This is a genomic window from Gryllotalpicola protaetiae, from assembly GCF_003627055.1.
In the GTDB taxonomy this organism is placed as follows: domain Bacteria; phylum Actinomycetota; class Actinomycetes; order Actinomycetales; family Microbacteriaceae; genus Gryllotalpicola; species Gryllotalpicola protaetiae.
Genome location: NZ_CP032624.1, coordinates 1,832,416 through 1,851,453, shown reverse-complemented (window position 1 = coordinate 1,851,453; position 19,038 = coordinate 1,832,416). Strand labels below are relative to the sequence as shown.

At 70.2% G+C, this 19,038-nt stretch carries 20 protein-coding genes; 6 read left to right on the top strand and 14 right to left on the bottom strand.

What is annotated here, in order from left to right; translation table 11 throughout:
- The first annotated feature begins 86 nt into the window (after window positions 1–86).
- Together D7I44_RS09125 and D7I44_RS09120 are read left to right on the top strand one after the other, a co-directional pair.
- Window positions 87–1,022 (top strand): aldose 1-epimerase family protein, encoded by a 936-nt coding sequence (locus D7I44_RS09125; protein WP_120789213.1) that lies wholly within the window; start codon window positions 87–89, stop codon window positions 1,020–1,022.
- A gap of 35 nt (window positions 1,023–1,057) precedes the next feature.
- Complete coding sequence (locus D7I44_RS09120; protein ID WP_120789212.1) at window positions 1,058–1,468, top strand: DUF1304 domain-containing protein; 411 nt, start codon at window positions 1,058–1,060, stop codon at window positions 1,466–1,468.
- A 33-nt stretch (window positions 1,469–1,501) separates the two neighbouring features.
- Here D7I44_RS09120 and D7I44_RS09115 read toward each other — a convergent pair whose 3' ends face one another.
- The 7 genes from D7I44_RS09115 to hemQ form a co-directional block, all read right to left on the bottom strand.
- Window positions 1,502–1,885 (bottom strand): hypothetical protein, encoded by a 384-nt coding sequence (locus tag D7I44_RS09115; protein ID WP_120789211.1) that lies wholly within the window; start codon window positions 1,883–1,885, stop codon window positions 1,502–1,504.
- Window positions 1,886–2,063: 178 nt separating this feature from the next.
- Window positions 2,064–3,380 (bottom strand): glutamate-1-semialdehyde 2,1-aminomutase, encoded by a 1,317-nt coding sequence (gene hemL, locus D7I44_RS09110; protein ID WP_120789210.1) that lies wholly within the window; start codon window positions 3,378–3,380, stop codon window positions 2,064–2,066.
- Entirely contained in the window at window positions 3,377–4,315 is a 939-nt protein-coding gene (gene hemB, locus D7I44_RS09105) for a porphobilinogen synthase (RefSeq protein WP_245980242.1), read from the bottom strand. The genes hemL and hemB overlap by 4 nt, the downstream gene beginning before the upstream one ends.
- Window positions 4,316–4,479: 164 nt before the next feature.
- On the bottom strand, window positions 4,480–5,268 hold the full coding sequence (locus D7I44_RS09100; protein WP_120789209.1) for a uroporphyrinogen-III synthase: 789 nt from the start codon (window positions 5,266–5,268) through the stop codon (window positions 4,480–4,482).
- On the bottom strand, window positions 5,265–6,221 hold the full coding sequence (gene hemC / locus D7I44_RS09095; protein ID WP_120789208.1) for a hydroxymethylbilane synthase: 957 nt from the start codon (window positions 6,219–6,221) through the stop codon (window positions 5,265–5,267). The genes D7I44_RS09100 and hemC overlap by 4 nt, the downstream gene beginning before the upstream one ends.
- Window positions 6,221–7,300, bottom strand: a complete 1,080-nt coding sequence (locus tag D7I44_RS09090) for a ferrochelatase (protein ID WP_120789207.1) — start codon at window positions 7,298–7,300, stop codon at window positions 6,221–6,223. Before D7I44_RS09090 ends, hemC begins: the two co-directional genes overlap by 1 nt.
- Window positions 7,297–8,037, bottom strand: coding sequence for a hydrogen peroxide-dependent heme synthase (hemQ, locus tag D7I44_RS09085; RefSeq protein WP_120789206.1), 741 nt, complete (start codon window positions 8,035–8,037; stop codon window positions 7,297–7,299). Before hemQ ends, D7I44_RS09090 begins: the two co-directional genes overlap by 4 nt.
- 146 nt (window positions 8,038–8,183) lie before the next feature.
- Between hemQ and D7I44_RS09080 the strand changes: the two genes are divergently transcribed.
- Window positions 8,184–8,480: a hypothetical protein gene (locus D7I44_RS09080; RefSeq protein ID WP_120789205.1), complete on the top strand. Its 297-nt coding sequence runs from the start codon at window positions 8,184–8,186 to the stop codon at window positions 8,478–8,480.
- Window positions 8,481–8,570: 90 nt separating this feature from the next.
- Here D7I44_RS09080 and D7I44_RS09075 read toward each other — a convergent pair whose 3' ends face one another.
- Genes D7I44_RS09075 through hemE form a run of 5 tightly spaced genes read right to left on the bottom strand, consistent with a single transcriptional unit; the run spans window position 8,571 to window position 12,220 of the window.
- A complete protein-coding gene (locus D7I44_RS09075; protein WP_120789204.1) occupies window positions 8,571–8,822 on the bottom strand; it encodes a hypothetical protein in 252 nt (83 codons plus the stop codon).
- A complete protein-coding gene (locus D7I44_RS09070) occupies window positions 8,812–9,210 on the bottom strand; it encodes a phage holin family protein (RefSeq protein WP_120789203.1) in 399 nt (132 codons plus the stop codon). Before D7I44_RS09070 ends, D7I44_RS09075 begins: the two co-directional genes overlap by 11 nt.
- A 16-nt stretch (window positions 9,211–9,226) precedes the next feature.
- Window positions 9,227–9,601: a hypothetical protein gene (locus D7I44_RS18410; RefSeq protein WP_181445635.1), complete on the bottom strand. Its 375-nt coding sequence runs from the start codon at window positions 9,599–9,601 to the stop codon at window positions 9,227–9,229.
- Between the two features lie 46 nt (window positions 9,602–9,647).
- Window positions 9,648–11,138, bottom strand: a complete 1,491-nt coding sequence (gene hemG / locus D7I44_RS09060) for a protoporphyrinogen oxidase (protein WP_120789202.1) — start codon at window positions 11,136–11,138, stop codon at window positions 9,648–9,650.
- The gene (hemE, locus tag D7I44_RS09055; protein WP_120789201.1) at window positions 11,135–12,220 is read right to left on the bottom strand and encodes a uroporphyrinogen decarboxylase; all 1,086 of its coding nucleotides are present in this window, start codon (window positions 12,218–12,220) and stop codon (window positions 11,135–11,137) included. Before hemE ends, hemG begins: the two co-directional genes overlap by 4 nt.
- A gap of 75 nt (window positions 12,221–12,295) precedes the next feature.
- Here hemE and D7I44_RS09050 point away from each other — a divergent pair, with 75 nt between their 5' ends.
- Both D7I44_RS09050 and D7I44_RS09045 read left to right on the top strand, forming a co-directional pair.
- Window positions 12,296–13,606, top strand: a complete 1,311-nt coding sequence (locus tag D7I44_RS09050; RefSeq protein ID WP_120789200.1) for a glutamyl-tRNA reductase — start codon at window positions 12,296–12,298, stop codon at window positions 13,604–13,606.
- 54 nt (window positions 13,607–13,660) lie between these two features.
- Window positions 13,661–14,281, top strand: coding sequence for a GNAT family N-acetyltransferase (locus D7I44_RS09045; protein WP_120789199.1), 621 nt, complete (start codon window positions 13,661–13,663; stop codon window positions 14,279–14,281).
- A gap of 77 nt (window positions 14,282–14,358) precedes the next feature.
- On the opposite strand, the gene D7I44_RS09040 is transcribed toward D7I44_RS09045, so the two are convergent.
- On the bottom strand, window positions 14,359–15,747 hold the full coding sequence (locus D7I44_RS09040; protein WP_120789198.1) for a glycine--tRNA ligase: 1,389 nt from the start codon (window positions 15,745–15,747) through the stop codon (window positions 14,359–14,361).
- Window positions 15,748–15,918: 171 nt separating this feature from the next.
- Between D7I44_RS09040 and D7I44_RS09035 the strand changes: the two genes are divergently transcribed.
- The gene (locus tag D7I44_RS09035; protein ID WP_120789197.1) at window positions 15,919–16,830 is read left to right on the top strand and encodes a serine hydrolase; all 912 of its coding nucleotides are present in this window, start codon (window positions 15,919–15,921) and stop codon (window positions 16,828–16,830) included.
- 148 nt (window positions 16,831–16,978) lie between these two features.
- Here D7I44_RS09035 and D7I44_RS09030 read toward each other — a convergent pair whose 3' ends face one another.
- Window positions 16,979–18,955, bottom strand: coding sequence for a M13 family metallopeptidase (locus tag D7I44_RS09030; protein ID WP_120789196.1), 1,977 nt, complete (start codon window positions 18,953–18,955; stop codon window positions 16,979–16,981).
- Window positions 18,956–19,038: the final 83 nt, after the last annotated feature.

Genomic DNA, 19,038 nt, shown 5'->3' with positions numbered 1-19,038 from the left:
AATCCGCACGGCGTACCGTCAGGCACCCGAATGGGGGCCGCCCATCGGCACCGGCGGCACCGGCGGCACCGCACTACCGTTGAGGCATGACGCGCCCTCTGTCCGGCACCCAGTACGAACTCCACTTCGGCGACTACCGCGCCACCGTCGCGTCGATCGGCGCCACGCTGCGCTCGCTCACCTTCCGTGGTCGCGATCTGGTCGTGCCGTTCGGGGCCGACGAGGTGCGCCCCGCCTACCGCGGCGCTGCGCTCGCACCGTGGCCGAACCGGATCGCCGGCGGCGCGTACACCTTCGGCGGCGAGCTGTTCCAGGTGCCGCTCACGGAGCCCGAGCGGGGCAACGCGCTGCACGGCCTCGCGAGCTGGCTCGACTTCGGCGCGATCGAGCAGACCCCGTCGCGCGTGACGCTCGGCGCGACGATCGTGGCGCAGCCCGGCTACCCGCACCGCATCGACGTCGAGGTCGCGTACGAGCTCACCGACACCGGTCTGCACTCCTCGATCACCGGCGTGAACACCGGTGCGGATTCCGCGCCGTGGGGTACCGGCCCGCACCCCTACCTCGTGGCAGGCCCCGGTCACGTCGACGACTGGTCGCTGCTGCTGCCCGCCGACGAGGTGCTCGAGGTCACGCCCGACACGCTGCTTCCAGTGCGCGTCTCGCCCGTCGACGTGGCGAACGACGGCGCGTGGGACTTCCGCGAGACGCGCGCGATCGGCGACGTCTTCATCGACCACGCGTTCACGTCGCTGTCGCGGGATGCTTCAGGTCACGCATCCGTCGAAGTGCGCACCGCATCGGGCGCAGGCGTCGCCATCTCGTGGGACAGCGCGTGCCCGTGGGTGCAGGTGCACACCGCCGACCGGCCGGACCCGGTCGCCGAGGCGGCGCTGCACCGCATCGGCCTCGCGGTCGAGCCGATGACATGCCCGCCCGACGCGTTCAACTCCGGCACCGACCTGGTGGTCCTCGCGCCGGGCGCATCCCACACGGCAGGCTGGACGATCGCCGCGCTGTGACATGGCGCAGCCGCCGCCGCGTGCAAAGCTGAGCCATGGTCGTTCTCGTCATCGCCTGCATCGTCGTCGTGCTCGCCGCGCTGCTGCACCTCTACATCTTCTGGATGGAGAGCTTCGGCTGGCGCCGCCCCGCCGTCTGGAAGCGGTTCAACGTCGCAGACCAGGCGCAGGCGGATGCCAACCGCGATCTCGCCTACAACCAGGGCTTCTACAACCTGTTCCTCGCGATCGGCGCGATCATCGGCGTGGTGCTGCTCGCGAGCGGGCTGCACTCGACCGGGCTCCGTTCAGCGGGTCTGGCGCTGGTGTTCCTCAGCACGGGCAGCATGCTCGCGGCATCCCTCGTGCTGCTGACCCTGGGCCGCCAGTTCGCGGCCGCCGCACTCACGCAGGGCCTCGCGCCGCTGATCGGGCTCGGGCTGACGGTCATCGCGGCTGCCGCATAGCGAGCTGCGCTCGCGAGGGTGAGCTTCTGACGTCTACGCTTCCTCGGCCCCGGTGCGCAGCGCCTCGATGAGCTTGGTCGCATGCGTCGTCGAGACGATGACACGGTCGTAGCCGTCGGCCACCCCGCCCGCCTCGCTCTGATCGATGTCGATCACGACGGCCGGGCGCGACTTGCCCTTGACGATGAGGAAGTCCTTGCCGCCGTGGTACTTCCACGTGCCGATGGCGAGCGTGAGCGGGATGCCTGCGCCGGGCACGCGCACCCCGCGAATCCAGATCCACGGGTCCTGCGTGATCGCCACGGAGCGGATCGCCGAACGCGGGATGACGAGGTCGTCCTTGCGCAGCGCGAGCAGTTTCTCTGCGCGGCTCAGCCGCACTTCGAGTCGGTCGCGGTGCACATGCAGATCGGCCATAGGGCTAGTCTGCCCTGTCCCCCATGCCGCGTCGCGGATGCGGGGTCGTCGCTTTGTCGCGTTCTGCGGCCGCAAGCGCGGACTTTCTGACGACCGGGCCAAGACGGCCGCGCGCGGGTCGTCGAAAGGTCACGTCACGCGGACGCCCAGGCGGGCTTTCTGACGACCGGGTGGCGACTCAGACCACGGATGCCTGCGCGGCCGCTCGCGCCGCCATCGGCAGCGCCTCGACGACGCGCTCGATGGCCTCGTCGTCGTGGGCGGCCGTCACGAACCACGCCTCGAAGACGCTCGGCGGCAGGGCGACGCCCTGCTCGAGCATGGCGTGGAAGAAGGGACCGAAGCGGTAGGCGTCCTGCGCCTGCACCTGCGCGTAGTTCACGGCGGGCTGCTCGGCGAACAGCACCGAGAACAGGTTGCCCGCACGCTGGATCGTGTGTGCGACGCCCTCGGCGGTCAGCGCAGCGGAGACCTCACGCTGCAGCGTCTCGCTCACGTGGTACAGCCGGTCGTAGACCGCGCCGTCGGCAAGCCTCAGCGTCGCGAGGCCCGCGGCGACCGAGAGCGGATTCCCTGACAGCGTGCCCGCCTGGTAGACCGGCCCGACGGGGGCGAGATGCTCCATCACCTCGCGGCGACCGCCGAGCGCGGCGAGCGGCATGCCGCCGCCGATGACCTTCCCGAAGGTCACGAGGTCGGGGGTGTAGCTGGTTTCCAGGCCCCAATATCCCTGCGCGCTGACCCGGAACCCCGTCAGCACCTCGTCGAGGATGACGAGCGCCCCGAACTCGTGGGCGAGCTCGGTGAGCCCTGCGTTGAAGCCCGGCAGCGGCGCGACGACGCCCATGTTCGCGGCTGCGGCCTCGACGATCACGGCAGCGATGTCGCCGGGGTGCGCCTCGAAGGCGGTGCGCACGGCGTCGAGGTCGTTGTACGGCAGCACGAGCGTCTGTGCGGCGATCGGCTCGGGCACACCGGCGGATGCCGGGAGGGCGAGCGTCGCGACGCCGGAGCCGGCTTCGGCCAGCAGCCCGTCCGAGTGGCCGTGGTAGTGCCCGGCGAACTTGATCAGCAGCGGCCGCCCCGTGAACCCACGTGCGAGGCGGATCGCCGTCATGGTCGCCTCGGTGCCGGTCGAGACGAGGCGCACCTCGTCGACCAGGCCGCCGGCCTCTGTGCCGCCGCCGAGCCGCGCGATCAGGAGCTCGGCCAGCTCGGTCTCGGCCGGGGTGGTTGCGCCGAACGAGAGACCGCGGCCCGCGGCATCCTGCACAGCCTTCACGACCTCCGGGTGCGCATGCCCGAGGATCGCAGGCCCCCACGACGCGACCAGGTCGACGTACTCGCGGCCCTCGACGTCGGTGACGTACGCGCCGCGCGCCGACGTCAGGAAGCGCGGTGCGCCGCCGACCGAGCGATACGCGCGCACCGGCGAGTTGACCCCGCCCGGGATGACTCGGCGGGCGCGGTCGAAGGCCTCTTCGTTCGTGGTCATGCCGAGCGCCCCAGCAGTCGGGTCGCGACTTCGACGGCCCAGTAGGTGAGCACGGCGTCGGCGCCCGCGCGGCGAATGCCGGTGAGGGTCTCGAGAATGGCACGGTCACGATCGATCCAGCCGTGCGCGGCGGCGGCCTCGACCATGGCGTACTCGCCGGAGACCTGATAGGCCCACACCGGCACGTCCGAGACGGCGGCGACGTCGGCGAGCACGTCGAGGTACGCCATCGCGGGCTTCACCATCACGATGTCGGCGCCCTCGGCGAGGTCGAGCGTCGCCTCGCGCAGGCCTTCGCGGCGGTTCGCCGGGTCCTGCTGGTAGCTGCGCCGGTCGCCCTTCAGCTGGCTGTCGACCGCCTCGCGGAAGGGGCCGTAGAACGCGCTCGCGTACTTGGCCGAGTAGGCGAGGATGCCGGTGTCGTGGAATCCGTTCTCATCGAGCGCTTCGCGGATGACGGCGACCTGGCCGTCCATCATGCCGCTCGGGGCGACGAGATGAGCGCCGGCGGATGCCTGCGCAAGAGCCATCTCCGCATAGCGGACGAGCGTCGCGTCGTTGTCGACGCTGCCGTCGGCGGCGAGCACACCGCAGTGCCCGTGGTCGGTGAACTCGTCGAGGCACAGGTCGGTCTGGATGACGAGGGCGTCGCCCACCTCTTCGCGCGCGATGCGCGTGGCGACGTTGAGGATGCCGTTCTCGTCGGTCGCACCGGAGCCGATGGCGTCGTGCACCTCCGGCACGCCGAACAGGTTCACCCCGCCGATGCCGGCGGCGGCTGCCTCGTGCAGCGCCGCCCTGAACGAGTCGAGCGAATGCTGCACGACACCGGGCATGCTGCCGACCGGAACCGGCCCGCCTGCGCCCTCGCGGATGAACATCGGCAGGATCAGCTCTGCGGGGTGCAGCCGGGTCTCGGCGACCAGCCGCCGCATGGCCGGGGTGGAGCGCAGTCGGCGCGGGCGGACATGGGGATGCAGCACGTCACTCACGCGCTCGAGCCTATTCGCCGCACCTGAACGTCCCTCCGGCCACGTCGATAGCGCGAAGTCACGAGCACCGATGACCCTTCAGCGCAGTCGAGCAGACCGGCCCGCAGTTACGGCCGCGTCGACCGCGACGCCTGCACGACCGCGTCGATGAGCGAGTCGGCCGACCGCTCGGCCGCGACAAGATGCACGTCGAGCCCGTAGTCCCGGGCGTCGTGCGCCGTCTGCGGGCCGATCGCGGCGATCAGCGTTCCGGCCGGAATCGGCCCGAGCTGGGCGGCGACCTGCTCGGCGACCGACCCGGAGGTCACGAGGATCGCGTTGACGTTCCCGGCGCGCACGTCGCCGATGATCTTCTCGTCGACGGGCACGCCGACAGTGCGGTACGCGACGACCGCGTCCACGTGATGGCCGAGGTGCTCGAGCCCTTCGGTCAGCGTCGGCTTCGCGATCTCGGACTGCAGCGCGAGCACGCGCAGCCCAGAGGCCCCACCGGTCGCCTCGGGCCACTCGACGAGCAGCCCCTTCGCCGAGTTGTTCGCCACGGGTACCAGGTCTACGCGGTACCCCGCGGCGACCAGTGCTGCGGCGGTCGTCTCGCCCACGGCTGCGACCCGCGTCGATTCAGGGATCACGGCGCGGTAGCTCTGCAGCACGTCGACCGTGGTGGCGCTCGTGGCGGTCAGCCAGTCGTACTCCCCCTCGGCCAGTCGCTCCAGCGCCGCGGTGACGACGATCGCGTCTGCGGCCGGCGCGAAGTTGATCATCGGCGCGATCACCGGCTGTGCGCCCTGCGCGCGCAGGTCGGCGGCGACGGTGTCGCCCCACGGGCCGCCGCGCGGCACGAGCACCCGCCAGCCGCCCAGCGGCTTCTCGGCGGTCGGTCGCTGCTCGGTCATGCGAGGTCCTTCGCTCCGGCTTCAAGCAGCTCGGCGACGGTGCGCCCGGCGACCTCGCTCGCCGCGGCGAGCAGGTCGATCGCCGAGCTCGAGTCGAGCACGGCCGCGTGACTCGCGGTGATCGAGCGCGACCCGTCGAGCGCATAGACCGTCGCAGTCAGGAACAGCATGCCGTCGTCGACGATCGCGGTCGTCGCGACCGGCGCGGCGCAGCCCGCCTCCAGGCCGGCGAGCACGTCGCGCTCTGCGCGGACGGTCGCGCGAGTGGTCGCGTGGTCGAGTTTGGTGACGCCGTTCAGCAGCGCACGGCTGAAGGCGGTGGCGTCGGATGCCTGCTCCGCACGCACCTCGAGGGCGAGCGCCCCCTGCCCGGGCGCGGTGGGCCAGGCCGACAATGAGAAGCGCTCCGACACAGCGTCCGCCTTGCCCAGTCGGTCGAGGCCCGCGGCGGCGAGGATCACGGCGTCGACGTCGCCGGAGGCGACCTTGCCGATGCGCGAGTCGATGTTGCCGCGGAAGTCGGCGACGACCTCGAGGTCGGGGCGCAGCGCCTTGAGCTCCGCGATTCGACGCGGCGAGCCGGTGCCGATACGGGCGCCCTCCGGCAGCTCCGCGAGGCTGAGGCCGTCGCGGGCGACGAGCACGTCGCGGGCATCCGCCCGTTTCGGGGTCGCGGCGATCACGAGACCGTCGAACGGCTTCGTCGGCAGATCCTTCAGGGAGTGCACGATCACGTCGACCTCGCCGGCGAGCAGTGCGGTGCGCAGCTCGGTCGCGAACACTCCGGTGCCGCCGAGGCTCGCCAGGTTCGCCCGCGAGGTGTCGCCCTGCGTCGTGACCGTCACGAGCTCGGTCTCGAGACCCGCAGAACGGGCGAGGTCGCGCGCCACCAGCCCGCTCTGCGCGAGCGCGAGCGCGCTGCCCCGCGTGCCGACGCGGATCCGGTCAGTCATCAGGCGGTCGCCGGCTCGAGGTAGGTGCCCACCGTCGCGTGGTCCGGCCAGGGGCCGAGGGCCGTGAGATGCGGACGCTGCTCGGCCGGGGTGTCGTCGAGGCGCTCGACGATCAGGTCGACGAGGCCGGAGACGAACGCGGGGTGCACGCCCGAGGTGGCGACGCGTTCGAAGCCGAACCCGGCTTCCTCGGCACTCGCCTTGGCCTCGTTGTCGAGATCCCACAGCACTTCCATGTGGTCGCTCACGAAGCCGAACGGCACGACCACGACGGCCGTCGTGTCGCCGGCTTCGTGCAGGTCGCCGATCACGTCGTTGATGTCGGGCTCGAGCCACGGCACGCGCGGGTCGCCCGAGCGGGACTGGTAGACGAGCCGCCATGGCGACGCGGCGCCGGTCGCCGCCGTCACGGCCTTCGAGATGACCTCGGCGAGCGCGAGATGCTGCGCCTCGTAGGCGCCGTGCTCGCCGAACTCGGGGCCAGAGGCCTTCGCGGCCGCCGTCGGGATCGAGTGCGTGGAGAAGAGGATCGTGATGCCGGCGGCGTTGTGCCCGGCATCCGTCAGCCTGTTCACGGCAGCCTGCGTGCCTTCGATCAGCGGCGTGACGAAGCCGGGGTGGTCGAAGAACTCGCGGATGCGGTCGATGGATGCGTTCTGCGTCAGCTCATTGACCGCGAGCGCCTTCTCGAAATCCTCGCGGTACTGGCCGACGCCCGAGTAGCTCGTGTAGGCGCTGGTGACCACGGCGAGCAGGCGCGTGTCGCCGTTCGCCGCCGCCTCGGCGACGGTGTCCGCGAAGAACGGCGCCCAGTTGCGGTTGCCCCAGTAGACCGGCAGTTCGATGCCGCGAGCCGCGAGCTCGCCCTCGAGCGCCGCCTTCAGCGCGCGGTTCTGCGCGTTGATGGGGCTCACCCCGCCGAAGTGGCGGTAGTGGTGTGCGACCTCTTCGAGGCGCTCGTCGGGCACGCCGCGACCGGCTGTGACATTGCGCAGGAACGGGATGACGTCGTCCTGGCCCTCGGGGCCGCCGAAGCTGGACAGCAGAATCGCGTCGTACCTGTAGCGATGGTCGGTCAAGAAACAACCTCCGGGATCTCCGCCGTGGCGATGCGTCGGCCGGTGAAGAACGGCACCTCTTCACGAACGTGCAGGCGCGCCTCTGTGTAGCGCAGCTCACGCATCATGTCGACGAGGTCCGACAGTTCGTCGGCCTCCATCGGCAGCAGCCACTCGTAGTCGCCGAGCGCGAACGCGGCGACCGTGTTGGCCAGCACTCCCTTGAAGGCCGCGCCCTTGCGGCCGTGATCGGCGAGCATGCGCCGCCGATCCTCATCGGGAAGCAGGTACCAGTCGTAGCTGCGGTTGAAGGGGTAGACCGTGATCCACTGCTTGGCGTCCTTGCCGCGGAGGAATCCCGGAATGTGGGCCTTGTTGAACTCGGCCGCGCGGTGCACGCCCATGGCGTTCCACGTGGGGAGCAGGTCTTTGAGCAGCGCGGTACGGCGCAGTTCGCGCGTCACGGCCTGCAGGTCTTCGGGGACGGGGCCCCAGATCCAGAACATGAGATCGGCGTCGGCCTTGAGGCCTGAGACGTCGTAGAAGCCCCGCACCGTGACGCCGCGCTCGCTCGCGTTCGCGACCACCTGGTCGATCTCAGCGACAGCGGCGTCGAGACCGGATGCTTCAGCCGAGCGCGCCGGATCACGGCGCAGGACCACCCACAGCGTGTAGCCGTCGGGCTGGACTGAGGTCTGGTCGGCTGCGTCGGCGGGAGATGGAGCGGATGTCGCCCCCGGTGCGGCCGAGTTCGTCATGGCTTCCAGTCTCTCCCCCTGAGGGCACTGTTCAAAAATCGGAGGCCCCCAGAGGGCATCACATTCAGGTAACTCTGCGCGCGCGCACGGCCCACGTGGGGCATCCGTCGAATAAAAGCACGTCTTGGAGCGTTACTCCCACTGTTATGAGCACTGAGCGCACCCCGAATGCCGGCGGAGCGCCGAGGGTTCCTCGTCGCAGCCGCCGCCGCAAGAACATTGAATTCGTCGAGCATCTGACCGGTCAGGAGCAGATGCTGATCACCTTCCCGTGGAGCAGGAACCTCTCCGCGGCCGAACGCGAGGAGTTCGCGGCCGCACTGGCAGGCCACCCGTCATCGTTCAGCAACGCCCAGCTCGAGGCGCTGATCGTGTCGTGGAAGCGCCGAGCGCAGCTGGCACAGGCCAGGGCGTCCTCGGCAGGCGTGACGCGCGCAGCATAGTTCTCGAGTCTCACGTCGCAGCAGCAGCCGCGCGAAACGAAGGTGCGACGTGACCTCGACGTGAGTGAGGCCGCAGGGAGCGGCGACGACTCAGCGCCTGCGGACGATGGCCACCACGCCGAGGGCGATCAGGCCCGCCGCGACCGTACCCACGGCGGACGCCCCGGCGAGGAACTTGGCCGGGGCTTCTTCGCGCAGGCGGCGGAGCCGCTTCGGGATGTTGACCTTGTCTTCGAGCTCGGTGAGCGCGGAGACCAGCTCGGCGCGGGCGCGCTCGACCGGGGTCTCCTCGCGGGCCGCCGCGCCGCGCCCCGCGGCCCGCCCGGTGTACTCAGAAGTCATAGTCACCGACCCCCTTCACGGCATCGACGTCGGTCTTGACGCTGCCGATGGTCTGCTTGGGCGTCGCCGACCCGATGCGGCGGAAGAACATGATGCCCGCAATGGCGAGGCCGGCGATCAGCACCAGCAGGATGCCTGCGACGATCAGCGCCGCTGCCCATGGCGGGACGATCAGGCAGAACGCCAGGATCGCCGCGGCGATGAGCACCGGCACGAACAGCAGAAGAAGCAGCAACGCGCCGAAGAACAACGCGATGCCGATGGCTGCGACCTTGCCCTTGGCGGCCAGCTCGGCCTTCAGCTGATTGAGCTCGGCGCGCACCAACGCCATGAAGAGCTGCGGAAGCTCACTGATGAGCTCCGGAAGAGAGCGTGCGCCCTGTGCCATGGTGACCCCGCGCCGTTCAGCCGTCGAGCGGCTCGGACTCGGATTCCGCCTCGGCGGCCTCCTCGGCGGCAGCCGCCTTGGCCGCAGCCGCGCGCGCCGCCTGCGTCGCCGACGACCCGGTCTGCGCAGGTCCCTTGCCGGTCGTGCGCTTCTGCACGATGTTGATGGCGCCGGTCGCGGCCTTGCGCGCGCCGTCGAATACCGCTCCGGGAATATCACCCACGCGGGCGGCCGCGTAGTCCTGCGCGGCATGCACCTGCTTCTGGATTCCCGGCGACTGCCACACCTTGTTCGCGGCGGCCGCGATCTGGTCGTACCTCTTCCGGCCCGCACGTGCCCCCAGCACGTACCCGACGGCCAGCCCCGTCACGAAAAGCAGCTTGCCCTTCATCGACACCCCCGCGATCTACTCGTTCGGTTTCTGGTCAGTTCCCGGCTTATCCGTCCGCGTCGGTCAGCTTTCGCCAGCGTAGCCCACGGATGCGGGCCGCCGCTTCCCTCGCGTGCGGAATGACGGATGCGAGGCCGGTACCCGCGACCCAGCTGCCCGTAACCTCGAGCCCCGGCACCTTCTCGATGGCCGCGGCAAGCGAGGCGAGACGATCGCGCTGCCCCACCGCGGCGAGCGGCTGCGCGTTCTGCCACTGCACACGGGCGAATCCGACGACGTCGGATTCCGAAAGGGGAATATTCGTCAGAGCCGCCGCGTCCGAGGTCGCGCGAGCCTTGAGCGCGGCATCCGACATCGCCACCGATTCGTTCTCGGTGCCTGCGCGGCCGTACGACAGTCTGAGCACGTGCCGGCCGGCCGGCAGGTGCTCGGCGACCCAGGCCCACTTCGCAGTGAGGTGCGTCAGTGCCTTCGCGGAGACCATCGCCGGGTCGACTCGATCACTTACGAGCAGCCCGGTGCCACGCGGCGCCGAATCGAGCGCGGGCGCGTCGACGACGAGGGTGACGAGTTCGACGCTGGTCGCGCTCGGCCACCCGGCGTGCGCAAGTGCGTCGATCTCAGGCGAGACGGATGCCAGCAGCGGCAGCGCCTCGGCCGACGGCACGTCGACCAGAACGGCATCGGCCACGATCGGCTCGTCGTCGCCGGCGATGTGCACGAGATAGGCATCGTCGCGCAGTTCGAGCCCGACCACGCGCGCACCCGTGCGCAGGTCGGCGCCTCTCCGGCGGGCATCCGTGATCACCGTGTACGGAAGCCGCCACATGCCGCCCGTGATGCCGCCGACCGCGGAGCCCGCCTTCGACGGCCCGCCCGCGCGCACCTCTGTGACGGCGCCGGAGAGCGAGCCCCTGCGCGTCAGCGCCTGGTTGAGCCCGGGCGCGACGACCGCGACGTCGAGCTGATCCGGGGACGCCGAGTACACGCCGGTCGTCACCGGGGCGACGAGGTTCTCGAGCACGGCGCGACCCATGCGGCGCTCGACGAGGCGGCCGAGGTTGCGCTCCTGCCCGATCTTGAGAGGCGGAATCAGCCGGTCGAGGTACGCGCGCAACGCCCCGCCCCAGCCGATCGCCTCGATGACGTCGGTCGCGAGCGGAACCGACGGGATCCCGAGCAGGCCGCCCTTGGGCGTCGGCACGGCCCTGCCCGGCAGCTGCAGCCAGGCACCCGCCGCGTTCGGCTGCACGACCTGGTCGCCGAGATGCAGCTCGTCGAGGTAGGCCGCGACGTGGCCGCCGCGGGTGGCGAAGCTCTCTGCTCCGGCATCCACCGTCAGCTGCTCGCCGTCGGCGAGCGTGAGATCGAGTCGCTGCACCGACCCGCCGAGGCGATCGGATGCCTCGAGCAACGTCACCTCGAAACCGGGGCGCGCCAGGTCGCGGGCCGCGGCGAGCCCGCCCATGCCGCCGCCGATGACGACCACACGCGTGGGCTCGTCGTTGATGAGGTGGCTGAGCGCGTCGTCGCTCATGCCTCGACTCCGCCCCGCCCGTGCACCTGCCGTGCCGGCAGCGAGTGCACCAGCTCGACGATGCGGGTGAGCACCCCGGGGTCCGTGTCGGGCGGCACGCCGTGCCCGAGGTTCAGCACGTGCGCGGGCGCCGCCTCGCCTCGGCGCAGCACCTCGCGGACGTGCGCCTCGAGCAGCGGCCACGGCGCCGCGAGCAGCGCGGGGTCGAGGTTGCCCTGCACGGGCACAGTGCCGCCGAGCCGGCGGATGCCCTCGTCGAGCGGGATCCGCCAGTCGATGCCGACGACGTCGGCTCCGACATCGCGCATCGCGGGCAGCAGCTCGCCGGTGCCGACGCCGAAGTGCACGCGGGGAACGTCGAGATCTGTGATGTGCGACAGGGCGCGGGCTGATGCCGGCGCGACATGGGCCACGTAGTCGGCGAGCGACAGCGACCCGGCCCACGAGTCGAACAGCTGGGCGGCTGAGGCGCCGGCGAGCACCTGCGCGCGCAGGAAGAGTCCGGACGCGTCAGCGGCCCACGCCATGAGCGCCGCCCAGGCATCCGGATCGGAGTGCATGAGGGTGCGCGCCGCGAGGTGCTCCTTCGAAGGGCCGCCCTCGACGAGGTACGCCGCGAGGGTGAAGGGGGCGCCGGCGAAGCCGATCAGCGGCGTCGAGCCGTCGCCGATCGCGGCGAGGCCCTCGACGGTGCGGCGTACGCCCGCGGCGACCGGGGAGAGGGCGTCGATCGTCAAGGCGGGAAGGGCCGCGACATCCGCAGCGGTCCTCACGGGCTTGTCGAACACCGGGCCCCGCCCCGGCACGATCTCGACGCCGACGCCCGCCAGCTTGAGCGGGATCACGATGTCGCTGTAGAAGATGGCCGCGTCGACGCCGTGGCGGCGCACCGGCTGCAGCGTGATCTCGGCCGCGAGCTCGGGCTCGAGGCACGACTCGAGCATCGTGTGGCCCTTGCGCACCTCGTGGTATTCGGGCAGCGAACGGCCCGCCTGGCGCATGAACCACACGGGCGTGATGTCGGGGCGCACGCCTCGATAGGCCGACAGCAGACGGGAGACGGAGGCGGGCGCAGAACTCACGCGTGGATTCTTCCAGTCTTGGCTGAGCGCGAAGGGCGGGCGTTCTCATAGCAGGACTGCGTAAAATCCGGAATCATGCTGTTCTGCTTCACCTCGAGCCACCGCACCGCGGGGTTCGACCTTCTGGATCGACTCGAGCGCGGCGCCGACGCCGTGACCGACGCGATCCGTGAACAGCAGGCAGTGACCGGCTCGGTGGTGCTCGCGACCTGCAACCGCTTCGAGGCCTACCTCGACGTCGACCTCGACCGCCTCGAGCTGCGCGACCACGCCGCCGCGGAGCTGATCGACCTCGTCGCCTCAGCCGCCGAGGTGCCGACCGACGAGTTGCGCGACGGCAGCCAGCTGATCGCGGGCGACGCGGTCGCCACCCACCTGTTCTCCGTGTCGAGCGGCCTCGAGTCCGTCGTCGTCGGCGAGGGCGAGATCGCCGGCCAAGTGCGCCGCGCCTACACGAGCGCACGCAAGTCCGGCGCTGTGACCCACGACCTCGAGCGGCTGTTCCAGGGCGCGAGCCGCACGAGCCGCGGCGTCAAGAACTCCACAGGCCTCATGACGCAGGGCCGCTCGATGGTGCGCCTCGCCCTCGACCTCGCCGAGAGCCGCTTCGCCGACTGGTCGCAGGTGCGCGTGCTGCTGGTCGGCACCGGCCGCTACGCCGCGGCGGCGCTCGCGGCGCTGCGCGAGCGCGGTGTGACGGATGCCGCGGTGTGGAGCCGCACCGGCCGCGCGCACGCCTTCTCTCTGAGCCACGGCATCTCGGCCGTGCCCGCCGACGGGCTGACCTCGGCCGTGGCATCCGCCGATCTCGTCATCACCTGCACCGTCTCGCCCGGCCTCGTCGTCACCCGCGAGATCGTGAGTGCTGCGATGGCGGATGCCGAGCAGCGGTTGCTCGTCGTCGATCTCGGCCTGCCGCGCAACGTCGATCCGGCCGTCGCCGAGGTCGAGCGCGTCGAGCTGCTCGACCTCGAGACCATCTCGCTGCACGCCCCCCTCGAAGAGCTGCAGGCGACCGACAGCGCGCGCGAGCTCGTCGGTGCCGCCGCGGCTGAGTTCGCCGCCAAGACGGCCGAGCGCGAGGTCGAACCCGCGCTGCTCGCGTTGCGCCGCCACGTCTTCGACCAGCTCGAGGCAGAGGTCGCCAGGCACGCGTCACGGGACGCGAACGGCGACATCGAGCGGGCATTGCGCCACCTCGTCGGCGTGCTGCTGCACACCCCGAGCGTCAAGGCGCGCGAGCTCGCCCGCGACGGCGACGCCGCCGCGTTCGTCGAGGGCGTCACCGCCGTGTTCGGCGTCGAGCCGACCGCGACAGAGCCTGCGACAAGAGATGGTTCCGTTGCCGAAAGCAACGTGGCGGAACAGGGCCTCGAAACGGCTTAGGCTGTTGCTCGAGCGGGGTCTCCAGGCTCCGCCCGCACGGGAGGGAGTGCCACCATGACCGACACCATCGACCAGCCCGCACCTGCAACGGTTCCGTTCGACGCCTGCATCGTCACGACGGATCGGCTGGTTCTGCGCCCCCTGACCATCGACGAGGCGACCGCCGCGCACAGCGACTTCGCGCTCGCCAAGAAGGTCGTGAAGTACCTGCGCTGGGAAGTGCGCGACCACGACGACGAGCAGACCAACGGCAGCGCCTCGAAGCGGCTCGTGCAGAGCGCGCGCATCAGCGACAAGGGCGACGGCCTCGCCTGGGCCGTCGAGTTCAAGCAGGCCGACGGCTCGCAGGGCGGCGAGATCGGCGATGTCGCCCTCTTCGCCAAGAGCATCCGCAACGCGCAGTTCGAGATCGGCTGGGTGTTCCACCCGGCGATCCACGGCCGCGGGCTCGCCACCGAGGCGACCAAGGCCGTCATCGACCTCGCCTTCGAGAAGATGGGCGCACACCGCGTCTACGCCGAGCTGGACGCCCGGAACGAGGCATCCGCTCGCCTGTGCGCCATTCACGGCATGCGCCAGGAGGCGCTGCTCAAGGAGCGCGAGATCGTCGATGGCGAGTGGCACGACGTGGCCATCTTCGCCATCACGGCCGATGAATGGAAGGCCCGCGCGTAGCGACGGGCACACAAAACGCCGAGGGGCACACGGATTCTTGCGAATCGTGTGCCCCTCGGCGCTAAAGGTGCAGCAGGCTAGGCCCCGACGAGGCGCTCGGCCAGGTACGCCTTGAGGCCGGCCACAGGAATCCGTTCTTGCTGCATGGTGTCGCGGTCGCGCACGGTCACCGCGTCGTCCTCGAGCGAGTCGAAGTCGACGGTGACGCAGAAGGGCGTGCCGATCTCGTCCTGTCGGCGGTAGCGGCGGCCGATCGCCTGCGTCTCGTCGTAGTCGACGTTCCAGTCGCCGCGCAGCTCGTCGGCGATCCTCTGCGCGAGCGGCGTCAGCGTCTCCTTCTTCGACAGCGGCAGAACGGCCGCCTTGAACGGCGCGAGGCGCGGGTCGAGGCGCAGCACCGTGCGGGTCTCGGTGTCGCCCTTCGCGGTCGTCACCTGCTCCTCGTCGTAGGCAGACAGAAGGAATGCCATCAGCGAGCGGGTGAGGCCGAAGGACGGCTCGATGACGTACGGCACCCAGCGCTCGTTCGTCGTCGGGTCGAAGTACGACAGGTCGCGGCCGGACACCTCGGCGTGGCTCTTCAGGTCAAAGTCGGTGCGGTTCGCGATGCCCATGAGCTCGCCCCACGGGTCGCCCTCGAACCCGAAGTCGTACTCGACGTCGATCGTGCGGTCGCTGTAGTGCGCCCGGTCGCCGTCGGGCACATCGTAGAGGCGGATGCTGTCGCGGGACACGCCCAGGTCGATGAACCAGTTCACGCAGTCCTCGACCCACGTGTCGAAGTGCGCGGGGGCGTCGGCCGGCGGCACGAAGTACTCGATCTCCATCTGCTCGAACTCGCGGGTGCGGAAGATGAAGTTCCCCGGCGTGATCTCGTTGCGGAACGCCTTGCCGATCTGACCGACGCCGAACGGCGGCTTCTTGCGGCTGGTCTGCAGCAGGTTCAGGAAGTTGGTGAAGATGCCCTGTGCCGTCTCGGGGCGCAGGTAGGCGAGACCCGACTCGTCCTCGACGACGCCGAGGTAGGTCTTGAGCATGCCGTTGAACTGCCGGATCGGCGTCCACTGGCCGACGACCTTGGGGTTGTCGGGGTCGGCGACGTCGTCGAGGCCGTTCACGGGCGGGTGGCCGTGCTCCTTCTCATACGCCTCGAAGAGGTGGTCGGCGCGATAGCGCTTGTGGGTCACGAGCGACTCAGTGAGCGGGTCGTTGAAGGTGGCCAGGTGGCCGGATGCCTCCCACGTCTTCGGCGGCAGGATGACCGACGAGTCGAGACCGATCATGTCGCCGCGGCCGCGCACGAAGGTCTTCCACCACTGCCGCTTGATGTTCTCCTTCAGCTCGGTCCCGAGGGGGCCGTAGTCCCACGCCGACCGGGTTCCGCCGTAGATCTCGCCCGACTGGAACACGAAGCCACGATGCTGCGCGAGGGCGATGACGGACTCGAGACGGGACTGATCGGCCATGTGGCAGTTCTCCTGGAGGGGGCTTGAGAAGAGGAATCCGATCAATTCTACCGGGGCCGTCTCGGGCCTCTCCGTGGCACACGATTTGGGGGGAAGCGCGACCCCATATGATCAAGAGATCGAGGGAGGGGGCCCGAGATGTTCCATCGCCCAGAGGGAGATCTCCGAACCATGTCCTCCGCCGCCCAGCAGACATCGGGTCGCCGGGCGCGCCACACCGCCGTGGCCCCCGGTCGGCACCGCGGCGAGGAGACGGCAGACAGCTTCGAGCGCGGTTTCGCCGCCCTCGCCGAGCTCGCCCTCTCAGGCGTCCAGGTCTCTGCACGGGCGGTCGATCTCGCCTCCGGCCAGGTGGTCTTCTCCGTCGACGACCACGTCGTGATGCCGACGGCGTCGATCGGCAAGGTACTGCTGCTCATCGAGGTGGCCGCGCAGCTCGAGCAACGGCAGGTCAGCGGGCTCACGCTTCTCGACAGAGAGGCGAGGGATGCCGTAGGAGAGTCGGGCGTCTGGCAGCACCTCGCCGTTCCGTCCCTTCCGATCGCCGACCTCGCCGCGCTCGTGGGCGCGGCGAGCGACAACCTCGCGACCAACGTGCTGCTGCGCCGCATCGGCCTCGAGGCCGTCGGCGCGCGCACGGAGCAGCTCGGCCTGACGCGCACCGCGTTGCTCGACCTTGTGCGCGACCACCGCGGGCCGGACGACGCACCCCAGCTCTCGATCGGCTCCGCCTCCGAGCTCACCTGGCTGTTCGCGGCGCTCGCCCGCGGCGAGATCGTCGACCGCGCCACCAGCCAGCGGGTCGTGCAGTGGCTGTCGCTGAACGCCGACCTCACCATGGTGGCGGGCTCGTTCGGGCTCGACCCCCTTGCGCACCGGGGCGCCGACCACGGCATCCTGCTCGTCAACAAGACCGGCACCGATGCGGGCGTGCGCAGCGAGGTCGGCGTGCTGCGCGGGCCGCGCGCCGGCGTCGCCTATGCGGTGTCGATGTACTTCGACGACTCGGGCCTGCCCGTGCGCCTGCGGGTCGTCGAGGGCATGCGCACCTTCGGTCTGGACCTCTTGGAGTACGTTCACTAGCCGCGCTGCGGCGGCGAGCCCGCTCCCCCGCCACCCCGCCCCCGCGTGTGCGCGGGTGAAACGACGTGTGCGCGGGAGACGTTTCTCCCGCGCACACGCGTTTTCACCCGCGCACACGGTAGATGACAGTCGACGGCAGCGGCCGACGTCACCAGATGGTGACGCGGGCCGCCGGGTCGAGGTACAGGTCGTCGGATGCCTCGACCGAGAACGCCGCGTAGAACTCGTCGATGTTGCGCACGATCTGGTTGCAGCGGAACTCGTTCGGCGAGTGCGGGTCGATCGTGAGAAGCCGGATCACCTCGGCATCCCGCCCCTTCTGCTGCCAGGCCTGCGCCCATGACAGGAAGAAGCGCTGCGCACCGGTGAGCCCGTCGATGACGGGCGGCTCCGCGCCGCCGAGCGACCGCACGTACGCCTTCCATGCGATGCCGAGGCCGCCCAGGTCACCGATGTTCTCGCCGATCGTGAGCGCGCCGTTCACGTGCGGCGAGCCGGCGGGCAGCTGCGCGGGGGTCAATGCGTCGTACTGCGCGATGAGGGCGCCGGTCAGCTTCTCGAAGGCGGCCCGGTCGGCGTCCGTCCACCAGGACTGCAGCTTGCCGTCCCCATCGAACTTGGAGCCCTGGTCGTCGAAGCCGTGCCCGATCTCATGCCCGATGACCGCGCCGATCGCTCCGTAGTTGGCTGCGGCGTCGCGCGACGGCTCGAAGAACGGGTACTGCAGGATCGCGGCGGGGAAGACGATCTCGTTGAACCCCGGGTTGTAATAGGCGTTGATCGTCTGCGGCGTCATGAACCACTCGTCGCGGTCGATCGGCTTGCCGATCTTCGACAGCTCGCGGTGGAACTCGAACGCCGCGATCGCGCGCACGTTGCCGATCAGGTCGTCGTCGTCGACGCTCAGCTTCGAGTAGTCGCGCCACGTGACCGGGTAGCCGATCTTCGGCGTGAACTTGTCGAGCTTCTCGAGGGCGCGCTTCTTGGTGTCGTCGCCCATCCAGGACAGCGACCGGATGCTTGCGCGGTACGCCTCGATCAGGTTCGCGACGAGCTCGTCCATCAGGGCCTTGGACTCTTCGGGGAAGTGCCGCTTCACGTACTCGCGGCCCACCGCCTCGCCCATCCCGCCCTCGACGAACGAGACGCCGCGCTTCCAGCGCTCGCGCAGCTGCGGGGTGCCGGTGAGAGCCCTGCCGTAGAAGTCGAAGTTCGCGTTCACGAAGTCGGAGCTCAGGTACGGCGCACGCGCGTGCACGAGCTGCCACGTGAGCCATTCCTTCCACGCCGGCAGCCGGTCGGCGGTGAGCAGCCCGGCGAGGCCCGCGGTGAACGACGGCTGCCGCAGCACGACCTCGCGCAGGGCGCGACTCGGCGCGTTCAGGGCGTCGTGCCAGACCTGCAGCTCTGCGCCCTCGGAGCGCGCGAGACCGCACACGTCCTCCCACGTGAAGAGGTTGTAGGTCTTCTCGCTGTCGCGGGACTTGACGTTGTCCCAGTGGTGCTTCGCGAGCTCGGTCTCGAGGGCGAACACGTTCTCGGCCTTCCGCGCGGCATCCGCCACGCCCGCCAGCTCGAACATGGTCTGGATGTGCGCGATGTACGTCTGGCGCAGGGACGCGAAGGTGTCCTCGCGGTAGTAGGACTCATCGGGCAGCGCGAGCCCGGCCTGCTCGAAGAACACGAGGTAGCGCTCGGGGTCGCCCGGGTCGTTGTCGACGAACAGCTGGTAGAAGCCGCTGACGCCGTTGCGCTCGAAGTGCGCGAGCGACTCGAGGAACTGCGGGATCGAGTGGATGTTGTCGATCATCGCGAGCGAGCTCGCGAGCGGCGTGGCGCCGAGCGCCTCGATGCGCTCGGTGTCCATGAAGCTCGTGAACAGCTTGCCGAACTTGCGCGCCTCGGTGCCGACCTCGGCGTGCTGGGCCTCGGTGATGATCTCGCGCACGTTCTTCTCAGCCTCTTCGGCGAGCTGGTAGAACGAGCCCCAGCGCGCCTTGTCGGACGGGATCTCCGTGCGCTCGAGCCACTTGCCGTTCACGTGCCGGAACAGGTCGTCCTGCGGGCGGATCTCGAGGTCGAGCTCGTCGGTGCGGATGCCGGATGCGGGGCTTTGCTCGGTCATGCGAACCACCTTAGTGAGGCGCTCGTCGCGGCCGCGTGTGACGAAATGTAACGCCCGGCACCGTCGTATACGAACGTATCGGT